The organism is Actinotalea alkalitolerans, assembly GCF_023369855.1.
In the GTDB taxonomy this organism is placed as follows: Bacteria; Actinomycetota; Actinomycetes; order Actinomycetales; family Cellulomonadaceae; genus Actinotalea.
In genome coordinates, this window is sequence record NZ_JAMBPP010000007.1 from 82,199 (window position 1) to 103,964 (window position 21,766).

Below are 21,766 nucleotides of genomic sequence, written 5' to 3' on the forward strand. Positions count from 1 at the left end.
GACGGCTACCCTGACGCGGTGACCGTCCCCTCCCCAGGTGCGCCCGCCCGTGGTGTCTTCGTCTCCTTCGAGGGCGGCGACGGCGTCGGCAAGTCGACCCAGCTCGGGCTGCTGGGTGACTGGCTGCGCACCACCCGGCATCGCGAGGTCGTGACCACGCGTGAGCCCGGCGGGACGGCCCTGGGCCTGGAGCTGCGCGACGCCGTCCTGCACGGCGGCCACGTGAGTGCCCGGACCGAGGCGCTGCTGTACGCGACCGACCGTGCCCACCACGTCGACACGGTGGTCCGACCGGCCCTCGAGCGCGGTGCGGTGGTGCTCACCGACCGGTACCTGGACTCGTCGGTGGCCTACCAGGGCGACGGTCGTGACCTGGGCGCCGAGGAGGTCGAGCGGCTCTCGCTGTGGGCGACCGAGGGCCTGCTGCCCGATCTCACGGTGCTGCTCGACCTCGACCCGGCGGTCGGTCTGGGTCGTCTGACGGGCGCCCCCGACCGGCTCGAGAGGGCCGGCGCGGAGTTCCACGAACGCACCCGCCGCGCCTTCCTGGACCGGGCCGCCGTGGGTGGCGAGCGCTGGTTGGTCCTGGACGCGACGCGCAGCGTCGAGGAGATCCAGGAGCGCATCCGCGCCCGTGCGGCCGCGGTGCTCGACGCACGGCCGGCGGCGACCAGCGGACCGGCGACCAGCGGACCGGCGAGCAGCGAGACCCGACGGTGAGCGTGTGGGACGACGTCGTCGGGCAGAGCGGCGCGGTGGGGGTGCTGCAGGAGGCCCGCCGGGATCCGGGCGCGATGACCCACGCGTGGCTGCTGACCGGGCCGCCCGGCTCGGGACGCTCGAACGCGGCGCGTGCGTTCGCGGCCGCGCTGCAGTGCCTCGACGCCGGGTGCGGGCACTGCCAGGCCTGCACCACGGCCCTGGCGGGCACCCACGCGGACGTCACGGTCGTGGCCACCGAGAAGGTCAGCATCAGCATCGAGGAGGTGCGTGACCTCATCGGGCTGGCCCAGCGCTCGCCGTCCCAGGGTCGGTGGCGCGTCATCATCGTCGAGGACGCCGACCGGATGACCGAGCGCACCTCGAACGTGCTGCTCAAGGCCATCGAGGAACCGCCTCCGCGCACCGTCTGGCTGCTGTGCGCACCCAGCCCCCAGGACGTCGTGGTGACCATCAGGTCGCGGTGCCGCGGGGTGGCCCTGCGCATCCCTCCGGTGGCCGACGTCGCCGCCCTCCTGGTCTCGCGGGACGGCGCCGACCCGACGGTGGCCGACGTCGCCGCGCGAGCCGCCCAGAGCCACATCGGTCTGGCCCGGCGACTGGCCCGTGACCCCGACGCCCGGGCCCGTCGCTCGCGGACCCTTGCGGTGGCAGCGGCGATCCGGGGGGTGGGCGACGCGGTGCTTGCAGCCGCCGACCTGGTCGAGGTCGCCACCGCGGAGTCCAAGGCCGCCACGGAGAACCGGGACGCCGCCGAGAAGGCGGCGCTGCTGCGCACCCTCGGCGCCGAGGACGGCAAGACCCTGCCACCGACCCTGCGAGCCCAGGTGAGGCAGCTCGAGGACGACCAGAAGCGTCGCGCGACCCGTGCCCAGCGGGACGTGCTCGACCGGTCCTTGCTCGACCTCCTCTCGTTGTACCGGGACGTGCTCGTCGTCCAGATGGGCGCCGATGTCGACCTGGTCAACGCCGCGCACGAGGACGAGGTCCGGCGTCTGGCCGGTGCGAGCACCGCGGTGCAGAGCATCCGACGCATGGACGCGATCGGCGAGGCGCGCACCCGGCTCGCCGGGAACGTCGCCCCGCTGCTCGCGATCGAGGCGATGGCCGTCGCCCTGCGTCCGCAGGGCTAGGTCCCGTCCCGAACCACTGTCGCCGGGGGTCTGGCTGCGGGAGGCTGGGTCGATGACGACCTACGCCGACCAGTGGTCCTCGACTCCCGGGTACCTCAACGCCGCGAGCATGGGCCTGCCGCCCCGGGGCGTCCTCGCGGCGCTCCAGGCCACGCTGACCGGGTGGCAGGCCGGGACGGTGTCGGCGCCCGGCTTCGACGCCGACGTGCACGCCGCGCGGACGGCCTTCGCGCGCCTGGTCGGGGTCGACGTCGGACGGGTCGCCGTGGGCCCGCAGGTCTCGACCTTCATGGGCCTGGTGGCCTCGGCCCTGCCCGACGGTGCCCGGGTGGTCTGTCCGACGGGCGAGTTCACCTCGGTCACCTTCCCCTTCATGGTGCACGCCGACCGTGGCCTGATCGTCGAGCACGTCCCGCTGGACGCCCTCGCCGAGGCGGTGCGACCCGGGGTGGACGTGGTGGCGTTCTCCCTGGTGCAGTCGGCCGACGGCGCACTGGCAGACGCTGACGCGGTGGTCCGCGCCGCGCGCGAGGTCGGTGCGCTGGTGGTGGTGGACCTGACCCAGGCGGCCGGGTGGCTGCCGGTCGACGCGAGCGCGTTCGACATCACCGTCACCGGTGCCTACAAGTGGTTGTGCGCACCACGTGGTTCCGCGTTCCTCACGATCAGCGAGGAGGCCGGGCGTCGGCTGCGCCCCCTGCACGCCGGGTGGTACGCGGGGGAGTCGGTGTGGGAGTCGGTCTACGGGCCGCGGATGCAGCTCGCGGCCGACGCGCGCCGTTTCGACGTCTCGCCGGCGTGGATCGTGTGGGCCGGGACGGCCCCTGCTCTCGGGCTCTTCGCCGACCTGATGCGGGGAGATCCGTCGACCGCGCAGGCCGTGCGCCGGCACGGGGCCGACCTGGCCGACCTGGTCCGCGCGGAGCTGGGCCTGGAGCCGACGGGCCTGCCGATCCTGTCCCTGCCCGATCCGGACGGCGCCGTCCTGGGACGTCTGACCGCGGCCGGGTGCACGGCGGCCGCCCGGGCCGGTGGCGTGCGACTGGCCTTCCACCTGTGGAACGACCAGGACGACGTCGACCGGGTGGTGAGCGCACTCGGGGCGGGGGCGGCTCGACCCGAGGGCGTCCAGGTGCAGGCCTGAGGGTCCTGGCGCGCACGGTCACGGGCTGTCACCGGCGTTCGTTACGGTTGACCCCGTGCTGAACGCCAAGAACCCGACCCGTCCACGACTGCGGACAGGGGTCCTGGCCGTCACGCTCGCCCTGCTGCTCGCGGGCTGCGTCGCTCCCAAGGAGCAGACGACCCCCCCGCAGGACAGCGAACCCACGAGCGATGCCCCGGGGCTCGCCGGCGGGATCGAGGGCTTCTACGACCAGGAGGTCGTGTGGTCCGGGTGCGAGGACGGCGCCGAGTACGAGTGCGCGACGGTCAAGGCGCCCCTGGACTGGGACGACCCCGACGCCGCGACGATCGACCTCGCGGTCAAGCGCCTCCCGGCGCAGGGGGCCGCCGCGGACCGGATCGGGTCGCTGATCCTCAACCCCGGCGGGCCGGGCGGCTCGGGCGTCGACTACCTCTCGTACGCCGTGAGCAGCACCCTGGGCGAGGACGTCCTGGCTGCCTTCGACGCGGTCTCGTTCGACCCGCGGGGTGTGGGGCAGTCCTCCGCGGTGAGCTGTGGTGACGACAGCGTCCTCGAGGAGTTCTTCACCACCGACGTCCCTCTGGAGAGCCAGGAGGACGTGGACGCCGCACGCGAGAAGGTCCGCGCCTTCGGTGAGGTCTGCAGCGCCGAGACCGGACCCCTGCTGGGTGAGGTCGACACCGTCAGCTCGGCCCGCGACCTCGACCTGCTGCGCGCCGTCCTGGGTGACGACGAGCTGTACTACGCGGGCTTCTCGTACGGGACGTTCCTGGGGGCCACCTACGCCGAGCTCTTCCCGCAGAACGTGGGCCGGCTGCTGCTCGACGGTGCGCTGGACCCGTCGATGTCCAACGACGACCTCGTGATCGGGCAGGCGATCGGGTTCGAGAACGCCCTGACCGCCTACGTCGCGGACTGCCAGGCCGGGCGCGGCTGCCCGCTGACCGGGACCGTGGACGACGGGCTCGCGCAGATCGCCGCGCTGATGGAACGCGCGTACCGCACCCCGCTCGACGCCGGCGACGGGAACGTCGTGAACCGCACGATGGCCTTCCACGGCCTGGTCGTCACGCTCTACGACGACACGTACTGGCCGCTGCTGACGATGGCCCTCGCCGAGGCCCTCCAGGACAACCAGGGGACGGTCCTGCTCGAGCTCGCGAACGCCTACCTCGAGCGCACCCCCGAGGGTGAGTACCTGTCGAACATGATGATCGCCTTCACCGCGATCAACTGCGTGGACTACCCGACCGAGGAGCGCGACTACGAGGAGATGGTCCTGTTCGCCAAGGAGATCGAGGCCGTCGCCCCGACCTTCGGCAGGAGCTTCGGGATGGCCGTGGGCTGCGAGGAGTGGCCGGTGCGCTCGGAGGTCGTCCGCGCACCGATCGCCGCCTCGGGGGCGGAGCCGATCCTGGTGGTCGGCACCACGGGGGACCCTGCGACCCCCTACGCCTGGAGCGTGGCACTGGCCGAGCAGCTCGAGTCGGGGGTGCTGGTCAGCTGGGAGGGTGAGGGTCACACGGCCTACGGCCGGTCCAACGAGTGCGTGAGCGGGGCCGTCGAGGACTACCTGGTCAGGGGAGTCGTCCCGCAGGACGGGCTGACCTGCTGACCTGGAACCCGGCCCGAGCAGGTGACGCCGCGGCGGCGCACAGGCCCGCTTTGGAGCCTCGCCTGCGGCTGGGTACAGTAGGCCCCGCTCGCCACGTGCCCGCCGGCACGGGGCAGCATCGCCGCCTTAGCTCAGTCGGTAGAGCGTCTCACTCGTAATGAGAAGGTCATCAGTTCGATTCTGATAGGCGGCTCCGACCACGAGGCCCGGTACAGCACCTGCTGATGCCGGGCACTCTGCTGTCAGCCCATGGTCCTGCCGACACCCACCTCGGCGAGACCTTGCCGCTGGGAGTGCGCCCGGAGGATCGTGGCGTGCATGGCGACGGCCGTCTCGGTGCAGCACCTGCAGAAGCGGTACGGCCCGACCGTCGCGGCCGCGGACGTGTCCTTCGACGTCTCCGACGGTGAGATCTTCGGCCTGCTCGGGCCCAACGGCTCGGGCAAGACGACGACGGTCGAGTGCCTCCAGGGGCTCCGGCACGCCGACGAGGGCCGGCTCGAGGTCTTCGGGCTCGACCCGCGGACCGATCCGGCCGGTGTCCGGCGCCTGGTCGGCAGTCAGCTCCAGGACTCGGCCCTGCCCGACCGGCTGCGGGTGGGGGAGGCGCTGCGCCTGTTCTCCACGATCCGGCCAGGTGGTCGTCCGTGGGAGGCGGCCCTCGAGGAGTGGGGGTTGGGGGACCAGCGCCGGACGGCGTTCGGTGACCTCTCGGGCGGCCAGCGGCAACGGCTCTTCGTCGCCCTGGCGCTCGTGGCGGATCCGAGGCTGGTGATCCTCGACGAGATGACCACCGGGCTTGACCCCGCAGGACGCCGCGTCGCGTGGGACCTCGTCGAGGCTGTTCGTGACCGCGGCGCGACCGTGCTCCTGGTGACCCACTTCATGGACGAGGCGCAGCGCCTGTGCGACCGGCTCGCGGTGCTGGTCGGGGGCGGCGTGGTGGCCACCGGTACGCCGGCCGAGGTCGTGGCGTCTCAGTGCCGGTCCGTGGTGGTCACGTTCACGGTCGCACCGGGATCCGACCTGGGCTTCCTCCGCTCCGTCGCCGGGGTGGACGCGGTGGAGCAGGATGGCGGCGGCCGCGCGCGCGTGACGGGCGCTGGCCCCCTCCTGGCCCGGGTCGGGCACGCCCTCGTCTGCCACGGGCTCGAGCCGATCGACCTCCGCGGGGAGCTTCCCACCCTCGAGGACGCGTACCTGGCGCTGACGGCCGGGGATCCTGCATCTCCGGGGCAGGAGGAGGCGGGCGCGTGAGAGCACTGGTCGCGGTGACCGCCACCGAGCTGCGGCTGTTCAGCCGGGAGCCGATGACGGTCCTCTTCGTGCTGGTCCTCCCGGTCGTCATCCTGTACGTCCTCAACGGCGTCTTCGGTGGACAGCCGGCAGACCCGTCGGTGTGGGAGGGCATCGGCGCCGTCGACTTCTACACCTCGGCCTACGTCGCCCTCGTGGCGGCGACCGTCGGTGTCCTGACCGTCCCGGTGCACCTGGCCGGGTACCGCGAGCAGGGCGTGCTGCGCCGGTTCCGCGCGTCGGCGCTGTCCCCCGTCGCGCTGATCGGGGCGCACGTGGTGGTGGCGACGTGCGTGGCGACCGTCGGCGCCGTCGTCGTGGGTTGCGTGTCCGTCGTGGCCTACGGCGCGCTCACCCCCCAGGACTGGATCGGGGTGGTCGCGGCTCACCTGCTGTGCGCGGTCTCGTTCGCGGTGCTCGGTGCGCTGCTCGGCCTCGTGCTGCCGACGGCGCGGGCCGCTCAGGGGCTCGGGGTGCTGCTCTTCTTCGTGTTCGTGATGCTGGGCGGAGCCGGGCCTCCCAGCGAGGTCCTCCCCGACACCCTCGCACGCGTCGGAGACGCCCTCCCGGTGACGTACGGCGCCCGCCTGCTACGCGGACCCTGGCTCGGGAACGGGGTGGACCTGCAGGCCGTCGCCGTCATCTCCGGTCTGCTCGTGGCCTGCGCGGTGCTGACCGCCTGGCGGCTCCGCACCGATGACCGGTTGTAGGACGCTCTCTTCGGGGAGATCTCGCCGAGCGCGCCTGATCCTCCGGTCGGACCTCGGCAGGACCTCTCTCTGCGCAGCGCGTCACGTCCAGCGGAAGAGCTTGGCCGACAGCGCGCCCGCGACCACGGTCCACGCGGTGAGGACCGCGAGGTGCAGGCTGCTCGGTGCCTGGCCGACCCAGGCCGCCGAGAGCGCAGCGCTCGCCGCGCCGAAGGGCAGGCGCTCACCGATCGTGGCCAGCGCGTCGGGGAGGTTCTCGACCGGGCCGAACCCGCCCCCGAGGGCGAGCATGACGAAGAAGGCCACCAGGCCGACCGCCAGGGCCCCGTTGACGCTGCGTGCCGTGGCGGCGATGAGCAGGCCCACGGCGTACATCGAGCCGACCAGTCCCAGGCCGGCCAGCAGGGCCCACCCGGGCGCTGCCGGGAGGGTCGCGCCGAAGGCCACCACACCGAGCGTGACGGCGAGTCCGGCCCCGATGAGGAACTGGACCAGACTCACGGCCATCTGGCTGACCAGCACCATCGAGGGGCGTGCCGGGGTGACGGCGAGCCGGCGCAGGATGCCGTGCTTGCGGTAGGACGCCAGGAACGACGGCATGTTCACCACGCCGACCAGGGCCGCCACCATCGACAGGGTCAGCGGCAGGATGATGGCGCTCATCACGGTGCTCCCGTTCGCGAGCACCTGGTCGGCGCCGTCTCCGATGCCGTTCATCACCAGGATGAGCACCGGCATCCCGATCGGGAGGATGAGACCAGCGGTGTCCCGCACCACCACACGGGCCTCGCCCAGGACGAGCTGCGCCCAGGCGGCGGGGCCGGGCCGGTGGGCCACGGGCAGGGTCTCGGTGTCGTGGCTCATGTCAGTCCTCCGTCATCGCCAGGAACGCGTCGTCGAGGCTCGGTCGGTGCGTCCGGAGGTCGCTCATCACGACGCCGTGGTGCTCGAGCGCGTCGGTGATCTCCCGGACCAGTGCGCCGTCGTGCACGAGGTCGGCGTGGCCCGTCGCGTGCACCACCTCGCCCCGGACGTCGACGTCGTGCACGCTCGCGAGTGCGGTGAGCATCGTGGGCTCGAAGCTGCCGTGAACCCGGAAGCTCACCGCAGGGGCCGCGTCGGCGCGGTCGACCAGGCCCGCCGGGGTGTCGAGGGCCACGACCTTGCCCGCGTGCATCACGGCGATCCGGTCGCAGAGCCGCTCGGCCTCTTCCATGATGTGCGTGACGAGGACGACGGTGACGCCGTCGTCCCGCATCCCTTCGACCAGTCCCCACATGTCGCGCCGGGCCGGGGAGTCCAGCCCTGTGGTCAGCTCGTCGAGCACCGCGACCCGAGGGGCGCCGACCAGGGCCAGGGCGATCGAGAGCCGTTGTGCCTGGCCGCCCGAGAGGTGGGCGAACGGCGTCCTGCGTGACTCCCACAGCCCGAGCCGAGTCACGAGCTCCTCGGGGTCGGCGCCCGTCGGGTAGAACGAGCGATACATCCGGACGAGCTCGAGGACCCGCAGGCCGTCGTGCAGCTCGGCCTGCTGGAGCTGGACCCCGACCACCTGACGCAGCCGGTCGCGATCGGCGTGCGGGTCGAGACCCAGGACGCGGGTACGGCCGCTGTCGGCCTTGCGCAGGCCGACGAGGCACTCGACGGTCGTGGTCTTGCCTGCGCCGTTGCGCCCGAGGACGCCGAAGATCTCCCCTCGCTCGACCGCGAAGCTGACACCGTCCACGGCGACCGTGCCGCCGTAGCGCTTGCGCAGGTCCTCGACCTCGATCGCCGCCATGCGTCCTGCCTCCTCGAGTCGTCCGACCGTTCCGGCTCCCACGCTAGGGAGGTGCGCCCGAGTGCCACATCTGCCGGTCGTCACCGGAGCGCACCATGACTTCCGGCACCTCACCTGGGCATGGCCGGCTCCGTACGCTGACCTGATGCAGCGGAGCCGGTACGTCGAGATGTGGGCCGCCGCGTGCCTGGTGGTGGTGTGCCTGCTCGTCGCCGTGGTCGAGGGCTCGGGCGTCGCGGCGGTCGGCACGCCGCTGATCCTGGGGACCTGGCTCGTGGCCTTCGTGACCTACCTGGTCGGGGTCGCCGTGGTGTCGGTGCGCTCGACACCACGGTCGGTCCGTGGCCGGCTCGTGCTGGTCGCGGTGCCGGTCGTGGCCGGCGCCGTCGTCGTGCTGCTCTCGCCCAACCGTGGCGGGATGTCCGCGATCCTCCTGGTCATCGTCGCCGCGTCGGCAGCCCTTCACCTGAGCGTCCGGGCGACGCTCGCGGTCGTCGCTCTCAACAGCGCGGTGGTGGTCGCAGCGTCCTCGGCGGCCGGGCCGCTGGTGACCACACCCAGCCCCTGGGGTGAGGTCGTGCTCGTCGGCGTGCTGTACGCCCTGCTCCAGATGGCCAGCGCGAGCATGGTCTGGAGCCAGGAGCGCGTGAGCGAGGCGCTCGGTCAGGTGACCGTGGCGCACGTCGAGCTGCGCAGCACGTCCGCCCTGCTGGCCCAGTCGAGCCAGGCCCAGGAGCGTCTGCGGATCTCCCGTGAGCTGCACGACGTGCTCGGCCACCAGCTCACCGCGCTGGCCCTCGAGCTGGAGATCGCGACCCACCGCACCGAGGGTCCGGGCCGCGAGCACGTCGTGCGTGCGCGTGCCCTGGCCAAGGAGCTGCTCGGTGACGTCCGTTCGGTCGTGGGGACCGAGCGGGCCCAGCCCTTCGACCTGCGCACCGCCCTCGCGGAGGTCGTGGGGGACATCCCGTACCCCACGGTGCACCTGGACGTCGATCCTGACCTCGACCTGGACGACGCCCGGGCGACAGCTCTCGTGCGCGCGGTCCAGGAGATCGTCACCAACGCGATCCGTCACGCGCAGGCCGAGAACCTCTGGGTCACGCTGAACCGTGCCGAGGACGGCGACGTGCACCTCGAGACCCAGGACGACGGTGTCGGAGGGGCGCCCGTCGTCGTCGGGAACGGGCTGCGGGGGCTGCAGGAGCGGGTCGCAGCGCTCGGCGGCCAGGTCGAGCTCGACGGCTCCTCCGGCTTCCGGGTCAACGCGGTGCTCCCGCGCCGGGCCGCGGTGCCGACGTGATCCGCGTGGTCGTCGTGGACGACCAGCGGCTCGTCCGCCAGGGGATCGAGAGCTTGCTGGGGCTGAGCGACACGATCGAGGTGGTGGCGCTGGCCGCGGACGGTGACGAGGCCCTCGGCCTCGTGGGCACCTGCCAGCCCGACGTGCTGCTGCTCGACCTGCGCATGCCGGGGCGGGACGGCCTGGCCACGCTCGAGGCGCTGCGCGAGCGTGGCCACACGGTGCCCGTCCTAGTCCTCACGACCTTCGACGACGACGACCTCGTGCTGCGCGCGCTCCGCGCCGGGGCGAAGGGCTACCTGCTCAAGGACGTGAGCCTGGAGGAGCTGGTCGGTGCGATCACCACCCTCGCCGAGGGGGGAACCGTCGTGCGGCCCGCGCTCACCGACAGTCTGCTGAGGGCGATCGAGACCCAGCCGGAGCCCGACGGGTTCGCGCACCTGCCCCCCGCGGAGCCGATGACCGAGCGTGAGACGGAGATCCTGCGGCTGCTCGCCGGTGGCTACACCAACCGTGAGATCGCCGAGGCGATGTTCCTCGCCGAGGGGACCGTGAAGAACCACATCTCGTCCGTGCTGGCCAAGCTCGGCGTCAAGGACCGGACCCGTGCGGTGCTCCGCGCCCTGCACCTGGGGCTGCTCGGCGACGCGTGAGGCTTCCCGGCGGTTCGGAGCGGTCCGCGGTCGACGACGAGCGCCGGTGCGCAGATGTTCACTGACGCGCACAGAACCCTCCCAGAACCCGCCCCCCGAGCGGCGGACACGGCCGGGCGGTGATCTCTAGCGTGACGGACATGGACGACCCCGGCACGCCGCTCCCGCCGACACCCCCGCCCCCGTCGGCACCCCGGCCCCCGTCGGACCGTGCGGTGACACCGACCGCGACGTCGCCGGGCCGGCCCGGTCCGTCCGCGCCGTCCGTCCCACCCGGCCCGACCACCACCCTCCTGCGGGCCCCCGGCCCGACCGTCTCCCTGCCGCGGCCGCCCGGACCCGTCACGACCGCCCTGCGGGACTTCTGGGCCGAGGACCGCCGGACGGTGCCCGCCCCGGTGCTCGTCGGGATCACGGTCTCCGGGCTGGCGGGCGGGATCCTGGTCGTGGGGCACCGGCCGGGTCTGGGCATCGGGCTCGTCGGGCTCGTCGTGTGGGGCGCAGCCGTCCCGGCCCTGCTCCGACGGCGTGCGGTCGGCGACCTGGCGACGGCGGCCCTGTGCGTCGCACTCGTGGCCGTGGTCGCGGTGCGTGACGCGGGCTGGCTGGTGGGACTGTGCGTGGCAGCGGCGGCGGTGGTGGGCGCGACCGCGGCGACCTCCGCGCGGTCGGCACCCGCAGTGCTGCTCGGTGTCCTGAGCTGGGCCGCGGGAGGCCTGCGAGCGGTGCGTTGGCTCTCGCGCAGCGCGGGCGAGCTCGTCGGCCCACGGCGCGCGCAGGCGCTGGTCGTGCTGCGCAGCGTGGCCGTCACGGCGGTCCTGCTGCTCGTCTTCGGGCTGCTGTTCGCTGCTGCCGACCTGGTCTTCGCGAGCTATCTGCGGGTCGACCTCGGCCTGCTCCCCGGACGGGTCGTGGTGGGTGTGCTGGTGGCGGTCCTCGCCGCGACCCTCGCGCACCTGGCTCTGGCACCCCCGGCGTGGTCCACGCTCGGCCTGCCACCGGCCCGGCCGGTCAGCCGTGGCGAGTGGCTGCTCCCGGTGCTCGCCCTGGACGCGATGGTGCTGGCCTTCGTGACGGTGCAGGTCGTGGCCCTGCTCGGGGGCCACCAGCACGTCCTGGAGACCGCAGGACTGACCTACGCGCAGTACGCGCGGCAGGGTTTCGCCCAGCTCGTGGCCGCCACCGCGCTGACGCTCGTGGTGGTCGCCGTCGCCGCGCGGCGGGCCCCCCGGGAGACCGCACGTGACCGGCTGGTGACCCGTGCCGCCCTGGGCGTGCTGTGCGTCGCAACCCTGGGTGTGGTGGTCTCCGCGCTGCACCGGATGAGCCTGTACGTCGACGCGTTCGGGCTCACCCGTCTGAGGGTGTCCGCCGTGCTCGCCGAGATCGTCCTGGGCCTCGTGCTCGTCCTGGTCCTGGTCGCCGGGGTGCGTTGGCGGGGCGGGTGGCTGCCGCGCGCCGTCGTGCACGTCGCCGCGGCGGCCCTGCTGGGGCTCGCGGTCGCCAACCCCGACGCGATGATCGTGCGGTACAACGTCGCAGCCGACCCCGGGGCCGATGCCGGCAGCCGTACGGCTGCCGCGCTGGACGTCACCTACCTGCAGGGTCTGTCGGCCGACGCCGTGCCGACGATGGCCGAGCTCGACGAGCCGCTGCGGTCGTGCCTGCTGGCCGGGGTCGAGGTCGCCCCCGCGTCCGGTGGCCTGGCGGGGTGGAACCTTTCACGCGCGCAGGCGCACTCCACCTGGTCGGACGGTTCGCACCGGTCGCTCGTGACCGGCCGCTGCTAGGACTCGACCCCGAGCCCGCCGACCACCCGGAGCGGGTGCGTCTCGAACTCGCCCGTCAGCATCGGCATCGCACGACTGATCTGCTCGCGCACCGCGGGGAGCTCGAGCGACCCCTCGTGGTGGGCCTGGGACTCCCAGACCTCGCTGACCCACACGAGGTCGTCGTCGGTCTCGCTCACGCCCACCACGTAGAGGTGGCAGCCGGCCTCGCGGAGTGCCGCGGCGCCCTCGGTGAGGATCGCGACGACCTCGTCGCGGCGGCCTGGTCGGGTGCGCATCGACCCGAGGTGTCCGTAGGGCATCGTGGTTCTCCAGAGGTCGGGGGTCTCAGGCCTCGGGGCGCCTGGCTCGGCTGGGCTGGACCCGGGTCGGCTCCCCGGGCATCTTCGGGTACTCCGGGGGATAGGGGAGGTCGTCGTGCCCGTGGTCACGTTCGTCCTTGTCGGCGAGCTCGAGCAACGGCTCGATCGAGTACGCCAGGTCGCCGCGGTCGAACAGGTCACCCACCTCGGCGAAGCGGGCGGGCATGGTCGTGACGTCGAAGTCGTCAGGGTGGACCTGGTCGACCTCCTCCCAGCGCAACGGGGCGGAGACCGTGGCGCGCGGGTTGGCACGCACCGAGTAGGCCGAGGCGATGGTGCGGTCGCGTGCCATCTGGTTGTAGTCGATGAAGATCTTCTGCCCGCGCTCCTCCTTCCACCACTTCATCGTCACCAGCTCGGGCAGCCGTCGCTCGACCTCGCGGCCCAGGGCGATGGTCGCGCGCCGCGCCTGGGTGAAGGTCCAGCGTGGCTCGATCGGCACGAACAGGTGGATCCCGCGCCCGCCCGAGGTCTTGGGCCAGGCCTCCATGCCGAGCTCGTGCAGCAGCGCCCGCACCTCGGGGGCGACCCGCGCGGCGTCGTCGTAGTCGGTACCGGGCTGCGGGTCGAGGTCGATGCGCAGCTCGTCAGGGGAGTCGACGTCGGCCGAGCGCACCGGCCAGGGGTGGAAGGTGAGGGTGCCGAGGTTCGCGGCCCAGGCCACCACGGCGAGCTCGGTCGGGCACACCTCGTCGGCGGTGCGTCCGCTGGGGAAGGAGATGCGGGCGGTCCGCACGTAGTCCGGTGCGCCCTGGGGGACCCGCTTCTGGTAGAACGCGTCGCCCGAGGAGTCGGTGCGGGTCGCGAGCCGGGCGCCCTCGAACACCCCCTTGGGCCACCGTTCGAGGGTCGTCGGCCGATCTCTCAGCGCCCCCAGGATCCCGTCGCCCACCGCCAGGAAGTACTGCACGACGTCGAGCTTGGTCAGGCCTCGCTCGGGGAAGACCACCCTGTCGGGACTGGTGACCCGGACGGTCCGTCCCCCCACGTCGAGCTCGACCGCCGGCGTCGTCGCGCGTGCCATGGCCTCACCGTAGACGTGGGGGGTGCGTGCGGCCAGGGGAATCAGCCGGCACCGATCAGCCCGCGGCGGTGGGCCACCGAGACCGCTTCGGCGCGGCCGGTGACCCCGAGCTTGGCGAGGAGGTTGGACACGTGGACGCTCACGGTCTTGCCGCTGATGAACAGCTGCTCGCCGATCTGCCGGTTCGAGAGCCCTCGGGCCACCAGGGCAAGCACCTCGGCCTCACGGTCGGTCAGCACCGACGACGGCGCACGACGGACCCCCGGCAGGTCCAGGCGCGCACGACGGGCCAGGGAGTGCACGGCCTCGAGCAGCGGGGCGGCGCCCATGGACTGCGCCTCCTCGGCCGCCCGGGCGGCCTGCTCCTGGGCGCCGCGGCGGTCACCCGCGGCCACCAGGGCCTCAGCCCATCGCCACCGGCTGCGGGCCTCCTCGTAGCGGTAGCCGTACCCGAAGCCCTCGACGGCCTCGCGCCACGCGTCGGCACCGCCGTCGCCCAGGAGGCGGGCGTGCTCGGCGCGGGCCCTGGCGAGCCAGGCACGTCCCTCCGGCCCGAGACGGCCTCCCCGGGGTCGCCCCCGCTCAGCGGTGCGGATGGCCCGTTCGACCAGCTCGGTCCCCAGGCGCACCCTCGCGGCGGGATCCTTGCCCGCGAGCCGCTCGGCGGTGGCGGCGTCGGCCAGGGCGGAGATGCCCAGCGCCGCCAGCCAGATCCCGCCCAGGAAGTAGTCGGTCCAGGCCCTGCCCAGGTGGTCGATGAGATCGGTGGCCAGGCTCACGGCCTCGTCGAGGCGCCCGACCCAGGTGAGCGCGTCGATGGTGCAGCCACCCGTGATGAGAGCGACCTGGCCGTCCCATGCCCACACCGGCGGGATCTCCACGGCCGAGAGGATCTCCTCCCACTCGCCGCGCGCGACCGCCGAGTACTGCTGCACGGCGCCCAGCAGGGCCGCCTGGGACTCGGGCAGCGGCTCGGCCCAGCCCGGGTCGACCGCGAGGTCACCGCGGGCGTAGCGCACCAGGTCCCGGAAGAAGCGCTGGGAGACGCCGAACTCGCTCCACGTCAGGCCCGCACCGCGGGTGCGCACCTGCGCTGCCTCCAGCACGGCGGCCGACTCCTCCAGGTGACCGGCGTAGTAGTGGGTCGTCGCGAGGTTGTACGCGCAGCGCTGCTCGGTCACCAGGTCACCCGCCTCGCGCGCCCTGCGCTGTGCGGTCGCCAGCAGCTCGGCCGTGCGGGCGTGGTCGTCGACCACGAGCACCGCGAGGGTCGCGAGCGCGTCCGCCTCGGCTGCCGGGACCTCGGCCGCCCGCGCGGCCTCGATGGCGAGGGTGGCCACGGCGGTCGCCTCCTCGTCGAGGTCGTTGACCAGGCAGCACCGCGCGTGCGTGGCGAGCGTCCAGGCCCGCTCGGCCGGTGGGGTCTGCTCGGTCAGCTCGGCGCGCGCCGCGGTGGACTCCGCGAGGGCCTCACGTTCGCGCTCGGCACCGAGCAGGTGGCGGGCCAGGGCCGCGCGCAGCGGTGCCCGGCGGGCCCGGTCGGGGGCGGCCGAGGCGACGGCGTCCCGGGCCAGGGCGACGGCCCGCTCGGCCTCACCCGCTCGCCCGGCGGCGAGCGCCGTCCGCCCGAGGACGGCGATGCGGTCCTCGCCGACGAGGGTCGCGGCGTCCGGCACCGCGTCCCACAGTCGCAGGACCGTCTCGAGATGACGGAGCTCCTCGGCGGGGGCGAGCACCACGGCCGCGTCCAGGGCGGCCGCGTGGGACGCTGCGAGCGCCGCCGGGAGGTCGTTGGCGCGCAGGGCGTGCGCGGCGACGCTCGACGGGGGGCCCAGCGACGGGTCGGCCCTCATCGCCTCGAGGTAGGCGCGGTGCAGCGTCGTCTGCTCCCCGGGCAGCAGGTCGCCGTAGACCACCTCAGCGAGCAGGGCGTGACGGAAGGCCATCCGGCCGTCCTCACCCACCAGCAGGTGGTGCGTGACCGCCTCGCGGAGGGTCGCGTCCAGCCCTTCCTCGCGCAGACCCGGCCCGGCGTCGGTGGCCAGGACGGCGCGCAGCAGCGGCTCGGCGACCCGTCGCCCGGCCACCGAGGCGACCTGTGCGAGTCGCTGCACCGGGGGGTCGAGCTGCTCGATCCGCGCGCGCAGGACGTCCGCGAGGGTCCCCGGGAGTGCTGACCCCCCGAGCCCGCCTGCAAGGAGCTCCTCTGCGAAGTACGCGTTGCCCTCGGAGCGCGCCATGACGCTGTCGAGCGTCGCCTGCCCCACCGGTGCGCCCGTGACGGCGGTCGTGAACTCGCGGAGCTCGTCCGCGGTGAACGGCTCGAGGTCCAGCCGCTCGACCCGTTGGTGGCGCCACAGCTCGGCGAGGATCGGGCGCAGCGGGTGGCGGCGGTGGAGGTCGTCGGTGCGGTAGCTGGCCACGATGAGCAGGTGCTCGGTGCGCAGCCGGGCCACGAGGTACCGCAGGACGTCACGGCTCGAGGAGTCCGCCCAGTGCAGGTCCTCGAGGATCAGCACCAGGGGAGCGCCCGGCCGGCCGACGGCACCCAGGACCTCGGCGATCCCGTCGAAGAGCTGCAGCCGCACCGACCTGTCCTCGCCGGGCGGGTCCTGCGTGGGTGCCCGCGAGGGCAGCAGACGGCCCAGGGCCGGGCGCACGGCGGCGACCTCGTCGACCACGCCGTCCATGGCCCGTAGCTGGGCCAGCGCCTCGGCGAACGGCAGGTAGGGCAGGCCGACCTCGCCCAGGTCCACGCAGTGGGTGGTGACGGCCGTCGCTCCGGCGTCCGTGCTGATCTCGGCGAAGCGCGACAGCAGCCGGGACTTGCCGACCCCGGCGTCGGCGCCGACCAGGACCGTGCCCGGGACGCCGTCGGCAGCCCGGTCGAGAGCCGCGCGGAGAGCGGCGACCTGGGTCTGCCGGGCGACGAACGGTGAGGTCAACGTGCCACGTGCCATGTCCTCGATCCTGGCAGCGACCACCGACGTCCGGTAGAGCGCGCGGCGGTCCCGCGGCGCACGGCAGCGGAGACGCGAGCGGGTACCGGGGCCGGGTCCTCCGGCGCCGGGCGGGCCACGCGCGGGCGGGCCTGGGCCTGCACGCGCTCCTGTCGGTAGGCGATCTCGGCGTCGAGCGCGGGTCCCCAGGTGATGGTCATGTCGTCCTCCGGTGCGGCCTGCCGAGCGGTTCGCTCGGTGCTTCCACACTCGCCCTGAGGTGCCTTGCGGCACATCGGGAGGTTGACCGGTGCGCAGGACCGGACCGGGCCGCGACCTGTCTGAGGTGCCTCAGACCGGACCGCCGGTACCGGTCGGACCTAGATGACCTCGAGGCGACGGCTGCCCAGGGGGACCCGGAGGATCTCGCCGTCCCCGAAGTCGACGATCACGGCTTCGATGCCGTCCAACGCCACGACGCGACCCATGCCGTGGCGCTCGTGCGAGACACGGGCGCCGATGGGGATGGGGTCCGCGGGGAGCAACGCGCGCTCGCGGGCAGCGTTGAACGGACTGTTGGGCAGGTGCCGGCGTCTACCGGGGGGCGAGGAGGACATCAGGACCAGTGTCCTCCTATCCGGGCCGTTCTGGAACCGCTCTCCGGTGAAGGTTTATCCGGCCGCCGCGCGACGGTCCCATCGGGCCCGTGCCTTGGCGGCCTCGACCTCGCGATCCTTGGCGGGCGCGGTGGTCACCAGCGCCTCGAGGAGGTGCCGGGTGAGGTGGGCGATCTCCTCGACCGCCCGGTCGAAGACCTCCTGGTTGGCCCGGGACGGCCGGGTGGTCCCGCTGACCTTGCGGACGTACTGCAGCGCCGCGGCGTGGACCTCGTCCGGGGTCGCCGCGGGCTCGAGGTTGTTCAGGGGGCGGATGTTGCGGCACATGCTCCGAATGTACGACGGCCTCCTGGTCGGTGGGGAGGGGCCTGTCGGTGCCGCACGTGATGATGGCGGGGTGACCAGAGATGACTGACCGCGGTGACGCGTCCTGGCCCCCGACGACGACGACCGTGGTCGGGGCCGACTGGTACGCCCGGGACATCTCGGGCGAGCATCACACCGGGGTGGCCTTCGTCGACGTCGACATGACCGAGGTGACCGGAGACGGCGCGACCTTCGAGGACTGCGCGTTCCGCAACGTCCGCTTCAACGCCTCGGTGCACCGGGACTCGGCCTTCACCGGGTGCGGCTTCGTGCGGTGCACCTTCTTCGACACCCGGTTCGAGCGGTGCAAGCTCGTGGGCAGCAGGTTCCAGGCGTGCACGATCAACCTGCTCACGGTCGTGGGGGGCAACTGGTCGTTCGTCGGCCTGGCCGGGGCGGACCTGCGGTCGGCGACCTTCACCGGGACGCGGCTGCGGGAGGCCGACCTGACCGGCGCGCAGTGCCAGGGCGGGACCCTGCGCGACCTGGACCTGTCCGGTGCCTGGTTCGAGCGGGCCGACCTGACCGGCTGCGACCTGCGCGGCAGCGACCTGTCGAGCCTGGACCCGCGCACCGTGGAGCTGCGAGGTGCGGTGGTGCTGGTCGACCAGGCGGTGGGGGTGGCCGAGCGGCTCGGGCTCGACGTCCGCGCCGAGTAAGCGCCACGGGGCACGCTAGCGTCACCCCATGGACAGGGTGCGGTGGGGGATCATCGGCGTCGGCGACGTCACGGAGGCCAAGAGCGGGCCCGGCTTCCGGCGGGCCGACCGGTCGGAGCTCGTGGCGGTCATGCGGCGTGACGGCGCGAAGGCGGCTGACTACGCCCGCCGGCACGGCGTGCCGCGCTGGTACGACGACGCGGACGCGCTCCTGGCCGACCCCGAGGTCGACGCCGTCTACATCGCCACCCCGCCCGACTCCCACCGGCACTACGCCGTGCGGGCGGCCAGGGCGGGCAAGGCTGTCTACGTCGAGAAGCCGATGGCGCGCAGCGCCGCCGAGTGCGAGGCGATGATCGAGGCCTGCCGCACCGCGGGGGTGCCGCTCTTCGTGGCGTACTACCGCCGGGCCATGCCCCGGTTCGGAGTCGTCAAGGCCCTGCTCGACGACGGTGCGATCGGCACGCCCCGCTCGGTGGTGGTGCGGACGCAGAAGCCCGCCGACCCGGCCGACCACGACCCGGCCGGGCTGCCCTGGCGGGTCCGGCCCGAGATCTCCGGCGGGGGGTACTTCGTCGACCTGGGATCCCACACCCTTGACCTCCTGGACCACCTCCTCGGGCCGGTCACCCACGTGACCGGCACCGCCGCGAACCAGGCGGGCCGCTACGCGGCCGAGGACCTCGTCACCGCGACCTTCCGTCACGCCTCAGGGGTCGAGGGGGTCGGGCTGTGGTGCTTCGACGCCCACGAGCACCAGGACGAGGTCGAGATCGTCGGGACGCACGGGTCGCTCAGGTTCTCCTCGTTCGGTCAGGAGCCGCTGCGACTGTCGAACGGTGACGGGACCCGGGAGATCGACGCTCCCTACCCGGACACCGTGCAGCTCCCGATGATCCAGTCCGTCGTGGACGCGCTGACCGGGCACGGCAGCTGTCTGAGCACCGGGGAGAGCGCGCTGCGCACCGCCCGGGTCGTGGACACGCTGCTCGCCGAGTACCGGCAGCGCAGCAGCCTGGGAGCCTGACCCGGTGCAGGTCGCAGCGTCCGACTTCGGTCCGGGCGCCCGGACTGGTACACCTGTGGTCGTGAGCTTCGACGAGCCGGTCAGCGCGGGGTTGCGCGACGCCAAGGCCAACGCGCGGTCCACCCACTACACCGTGGGCGAGCTGCGGCAGGACCCGGACGGCACCGTGTGGCTCGAGTGCTCGTGCGGGACGACGCTGTCCAACGGTCCGACCTGGACCCTCGACGAGCACGTGCGGCTGCACCGCGCGGAGGCGAAGTACCTGGCGCTCTCCCAGGCCGCACCGCCCGGGATCCCCCGCCTGATCGACCTCGCCTGGCAGCAGCCCGGCCGTCCGACCGCCTGACGCCCCTCAGCCCGCCGCGACCCGGTCGCGGGCCGACGCGGCGCCCAGCCACGTGTGCGGGTTGCGGTCCCAGCACCAGCCGAGCTTGGCACGCCGGTCGCTGATCCAGACCGCGGGCACCCGCTGGTTGGTCGCACGGGAGCCCATCAGCGAGTAGCAGCGGTTGGGCCGCAGCATGTCGGGTCGCAGGATCGTCAGGGCGACGCCCTCGGTGATCGTCAACGGGGTCCGTCCGGCCGCTCGTACGGCGAGCAGGGCGTCCTCGGGCCTGGTGCCGCAGTAGTTGCTGCCGGTGTCGATGCCGGTCAGCAGGTAGGCGCCGCCCCCGGGGACCTCGACCCCCGCGACATCGCGGTAGGTGGCCAGCTCCTCGCGATCGATCACGCTGACACCGGTGCGGCCCGCGCGTCGCATGGCCGGTACCGCGTCGTTGAGGTCGTAGTCACCGGTGAGGACGAGCACGAAGGGGACGGCGTCGCCCCTGTCGGCCCCCGCGTCACCGGCGCCCGCGGCGGACTCCTCGACGAGGTCGGCCAGGGGGAGCAACGCGGACCGGAACGCCTGCCCGGTGACGCCGAGAAGCTCCGGCAGACCGAGCGCGAGGTACACCTCCGTCTGGCGTCGCAGCTCGGTGCGAGGGTCCGCATCGAGGTCGACGGGCAGGTCCGGGGTCGCTGCGCGGACGGTCGGGAGGTCCGGGTCGACAGCGGTGATCGTGGTGGGCACGGCTGCTCCTGGGGGTCGGGGTACGCCGCTCGGCGAACGGGCCCCTGGTCAACGTGGGGCGTGGAGCGGGAGTTCCGCGACGTCGCGCCGTGGCGGTGCACGATGTCGGCCGCAGGGCGTGGAACCCTGGGGCGGTGAGCACCAGCGCGCGCGACGCCGTCCGGGGTCGCGCCCCCGGACTCGTCCTGGACCGGACCTTCAGCGCGGTCCTGTTCGACATGGACGGGACGCTCATCTCCTCGATCGGCTCGGTGGTCCGTTCCTGGACACGGCTCGCCCAGGAGTTCGCGATCCCGGCGGAGCGGTTCGGGGACTTCCACGGGACGCCGGCACGTGCCCTGCTCGACCACCTCATGCACGACCGGACGGCGAGCGAGCGGGCACGGGCCGTCGAGCGGGTCGAGGAGCTCGAGGTCGCGGATCTTGACGACATCGCGATCCTGCCCGGGGCGAGCCGCGCACTGCACGCCGTGGACGCCCCGGGCCGGAGCGCCATCGTGACGTCGTGCACGCGCCGGCTCGCACAGGCCCGCCTGGTCGCGACCGGGCTGCCGGTGCCGCGTGTCGTGGTGACCGTGGACGACGTGACCCGCGGCAAGCCCGACCCCGAGCCCTTCCGGCTCGGCGCCGACCGGCTGGGTGTACGGCCGGAGGACTGCCTCGTCGTGGAGGACGCGACCGCGGGGGTCCAGGCGGGCGAGGCTGCAGGGGCGGCGACGCTGGCCTTGACCACCACCGCGGCCGACGGCCGGATCGAGGCGGATCTCGTGGTGCGCGACCTCTCGGCGGTCCGTCTGCTGCTGGTGCCCGACGGCGTCCGGGTCGAGCTGTGCTGAGCGCGCACCTCGGTCAGGTGCCACGCCCGGGAGGTCCGGCAGGCGGTGGACAGGTGAGGCCTACCCTGGGGGCAGGGCACGTCGTCGTCCCTGCGGGAACCGGGCTTGAGGTCCGTCCTGGCGGGGTCGACGCGCCAGGGAGGCCCTGATGGACCACCCTAGGGGGGTGTGGTGAGCCGATGGCGTGGTGTCGAGGAGACGAGGTGAGGTCCGTGAGCGGTGAGCATGCTCGTCGCACCTCCTCGGGCCGCACCCTCCGCCTCGTGCTCGGTGCCCAGGAGCCGCCACCGGAACCGCCCCCCTCGGAGACCGCCGGCGGGACGCAGGACTCCGACGGCATCGTCCTTCCCTCGCAGCGCAGGTCAGTCGCCGTCGGTCGCCACTGGGTGGTGCAGAGCGCCGTCGGGCACGGTGTGACCGGGATGGCGAACCAGGTCGTGGAGCTGCTCTCGAGCGAGCTGCTCGCCAACGCGGTGCTGCACGGTCCCGAGGGCGGGGCGATCGGGGTCCGGGTGCACCACGACTCCGGTGTCCTGCGGGTCTCGGTCGCGGACACGGGCGCGCAACCGCCGGTCGTGCTGCGTCAGGAGCCGACGGCGGCCAGCGGCCGGGGCATGGCGATCGTCGAGGCCATGGCGACCCGCTGGGGCGTCGAGGAGCACGGAGATGGCGGCAAGACGGTCTGGTTCGAGCTCGACCTCGACGACTTCTGACCCA

22 protein-coding genes and 1 tRNA gene are annotated in these 21,766 nt (G+C 73.5%); 15 read left to right on the plus strand and 8 right to left on the minus strand.

All coding sequences use genetic code 11. The features are described 5' to 3' along the window. Positions 1-18: 18 nt before the first annotated feature. From tmk to M1R94_RS10295, 7 genes are all read left to right on the plus strand, one after another. Positions 19-720, plus strand: a complete 702-nt coding sequence (gene tmk / locus M1R94_RS10265) for a dTMP kinase (RefSeq protein ID WP_249381600.1) — start codon at positions 19-21, stop codon at positions 718-720. Next, positions 717-1,853 carry a DNA polymerase III subunit delta' gene (locus tag M1R94_RS10270; RefSeq protein WP_249381601.1) on the plus strand — a complete coding sequence of 379 codons (1,137 nt, stop codon included), beginning with the start codon at positions 717-719 and terminating at the stop codon, positions 1,851-1,853. The genes tmk and M1R94_RS10270 overlap by 4 nt, the downstream gene beginning before the upstream one ends. A 52-nt stretch (positions 1,854-1,905) precedes the next feature. Next, on the plus strand, positions 1,906-2,997 hold the full coding sequence (locus M1R94_RS10275) for an aminotransferase class V-fold PLP-dependent enzyme (RefSeq protein ID WP_249381602.1): 1,092 nt from the start codon (positions 1,906-1,908) through the stop codon (positions 2,995-2,997). Between the two features lie 55 nt (positions 2,998-3,052). After that, positions 3,053-4,615, plus strand: coding sequence for an alpha/beta hydrolase (locus M1R94_RS10280; protein WP_249381603.1), 1,563 nt, complete (start codon positions 3,053-3,055; stop codon positions 4,613-4,615). Positions 4,616-4,735: 120 nt separating this feature from the next. Next, positions 4,736-4,808 (plus strand) — tRNA-Thr (locus tag M1R94_RS10285). A 125-nt stretch (positions 4,809-4,933) separates the two neighbouring features. Continuing rightward, entirely contained in the window at positions 4,934-5,872 is a 939-nt protein-coding gene (locus M1R94_RS10290; RefSeq protein WP_249381604.1) for an ABC transporter ATP-binding protein, read from the plus strand. After that, positions 5,869-6,621 carry an ABC transporter permease gene (locus M1R94_RS10295; protein WP_249381605.1) on the plus strand — a complete coding sequence of 251 codons (753 nt, stop codon included), beginning with the start codon at positions 5,869-5,871 and terminating at the stop codon, positions 6,619-6,621. Before M1R94_RS10290 ends, M1R94_RS10295 begins: the two co-directional genes overlap by 4 nt. 81 nt (positions 6,622-6,702) lie before the next feature. Here the strand turns inward: M1R94_RS10295 and M1R94_RS10300 are convergent, their stop codons facing one another. Continuing rightward, the gene (locus tag M1R94_RS10300; RefSeq protein WP_249381606.1) at positions 6,703-7,485 is read right to left on the minus strand and encodes an ABC transporter permease; all 783 of its coding nucleotides are present in this window, start codon (positions 7,483-7,485) and stop codon (positions 6,703-6,705) included. A 1-nt stretch (position 7,486) separates the two neighbouring features. Next, the gene (locus M1R94_RS10305; protein WP_249381607.1) at positions 7,487-8,401 is read right to left on the minus strand and encodes an ABC transporter ATP-binding protein; all 915 of its coding nucleotides are present in this window, start codon (positions 8,399-8,401) and stop codon (positions 7,487-7,489) included. Between the two features lie 145 nt (positions 8,402-8,546). Here M1R94_RS10305 and M1R94_RS10310 point away from each other — a divergent pair, with 145 nt between their 5' ends. The 3 genes from M1R94_RS10310 to M1R94_RS10320 all read left to right on the plus strand — a co-directional run bounded on the left by M1R94_RS10310 (position 8,547) and on the right by M1R94_RS10320 (position 12,147). Further along, on the plus strand, positions 8,547-9,704 hold the full coding sequence (locus M1R94_RS10310; protein ID WP_249381608.1) for a sensor histidine kinase: 1,158 nt from the start codon (positions 8,547-8,549) through the stop codon (positions 9,702-9,704). Then, positions 9,701-10,357, plus strand: a complete 657-nt coding sequence (locus M1R94_RS20740) for a response regulator (protein WP_249381609.1) — start codon at positions 9,701-9,703, stop codon at positions 10,355-10,357. Before M1R94_RS10310 ends, M1R94_RS20740 begins: the two co-directional genes overlap by 4 nt. A gap of 140 nt (positions 10,358-10,497) precedes the next feature. Continuing rightward, positions 10,498-12,147: a DUF4153 domain-containing protein gene (locus tag M1R94_RS10320; protein WP_249381610.1), complete on the plus strand. Its 1,650-nt coding sequence runs from the start codon at positions 10,498-10,500 to the stop codon at positions 12,145-12,147. Here M1R94_RS10320 and M1R94_RS10325 read toward each other — a convergent pair. The 5 genes from M1R94_RS10325 to M1R94_RS10350 form a co-directional block, all read right to left on the minus strand. Next, entirely contained in the window at positions 12,144-12,449 is a 306-nt protein-coding gene (locus M1R94_RS10325; RefSeq protein WP_249381611.1) for a putative quinol monooxygenase, read from the minus strand. The two genes, M1R94_RS10320 and M1R94_RS10325, sit on opposite strands and share 4 nt — an antisense overlap. Positions 12,450-12,474: 25 nt before the next feature. Beyond that, positions 12,475-13,533 carry a non-homologous end-joining DNA ligase gene (gene ligD / locus M1R94_RS10330; protein ID WP_249381612.1) on the minus strand — a complete coding sequence of 353 codons (1,059 nt, stop codon included), beginning with the start codon at positions 13,531-13,533 and terminating at the stop codon, positions 12,475-12,477. A gap of 41 nt (positions 13,534-13,574) precedes the next feature. After that, positions 13,575-16,493, minus strand: a complete 2,919-nt coding sequence (locus tag M1R94_RS20350) for a helix-turn-helix transcriptional regulator (RefSeq protein ID WP_283253217.1) — start codon at positions 16,491-16,493, stop codon at positions 13,575-13,577. A 359-nt stretch (positions 16,494-16,852) separates the two neighbouring features. After that, positions 16,853-17,089 carry a hypothetical protein gene (locus M1R94_RS10345; RefSeq protein WP_249381613.1) on the minus strand — a complete coding sequence of 79 codons (237 nt, stop codon included), beginning with the start codon at positions 17,087-17,089 and terminating at the stop codon, positions 16,853-16,855. 54 nt (positions 17,090-17,143) lie between these two features. Beyond that, positions 17,144-17,416, minus strand: a complete 273-nt coding sequence (locus tag M1R94_RS10350) for a DUF2277 domain-containing protein (RefSeq protein ID WP_249381614.1) — start codon at positions 17,414-17,416, stop codon at positions 17,144-17,146. Between the two features lie 80 nt (positions 17,417-17,496). Here M1R94_RS10350 and M1R94_RS10355 point away from each other — a divergent pair, with 80 nt between their 5' ends. From M1R94_RS10355 to M1R94_RS10365, 3 genes are all read left to right on the plus strand, one after another. Continuing rightward, the gene (locus M1R94_RS10355; protein WP_249381615.1) at positions 17,497-18,114 is read left to right on the plus strand and encodes a pentapeptide repeat-containing protein; all 618 of its coding nucleotides are present in this window, start codon (positions 17,497-17,499) and stop codon (positions 18,112-18,114) included. Positions 18,115-18,142: 28 nt separating this feature from the next. Beyond that, a complete protein-coding gene (locus tag M1R94_RS10360) occupies positions 18,143-19,141 on the plus strand; it encodes a Gfo/Idh/MocA family protein (protein ID WP_249381616.1) in 999 nt (332 codons plus the stop codon). Positions 19,142-19,202: 61 nt separating this feature from the next. Further along, complete coding sequence (locus M1R94_RS10365; protein WP_249381617.1) at positions 19,203-19,487, plus strand: hypothetical protein; 285 nt, start codon at positions 19,203-19,205, stop codon at positions 19,485-19,487. A 6-nt stretch (positions 19,488-19,493) separates the two neighbouring features. On the opposite strand, the gene M1R94_RS10370 is transcribed toward M1R94_RS10365, so the two are convergent. Then, positions 19,494-20,213, minus strand: coding sequence for a DUF5701 family protein (locus M1R94_RS10370; protein WP_249381618.1), 720 nt, complete (start codon positions 20,211-20,213; stop codon positions 19,494-19,496). 134 nt (positions 20,214-20,347) lie between these two features. Between M1R94_RS10370 and M1R94_RS10375 the strand changes: the two genes are divergently transcribed. Together M1R94_RS10375 and M1R94_RS10380 are read left to right on the plus strand one after the other, a co-directional pair. Further along, positions 20,348-21,049 carry an HAD-IA family hydrolase gene (locus tag M1R94_RS10375; RefSeq protein ID WP_249381619.1) on the plus strand — a complete coding sequence of 234 codons (702 nt, stop codon included), beginning with the start codon at positions 20,348-20,350 and terminating at the stop codon, positions 21,047-21,049. 212 nt (positions 21,050-21,261) lie between these two features. Continuing rightward, entirely contained in the window at positions 21,262-21,762 is a 501-nt protein-coding gene (locus M1R94_RS10380; RefSeq protein WP_249381620.1) for an ATP-binding protein, read from the plus strand. The last annotated feature ends 4 nt before the right edge of the window (positions 21,763-21,766 follow it).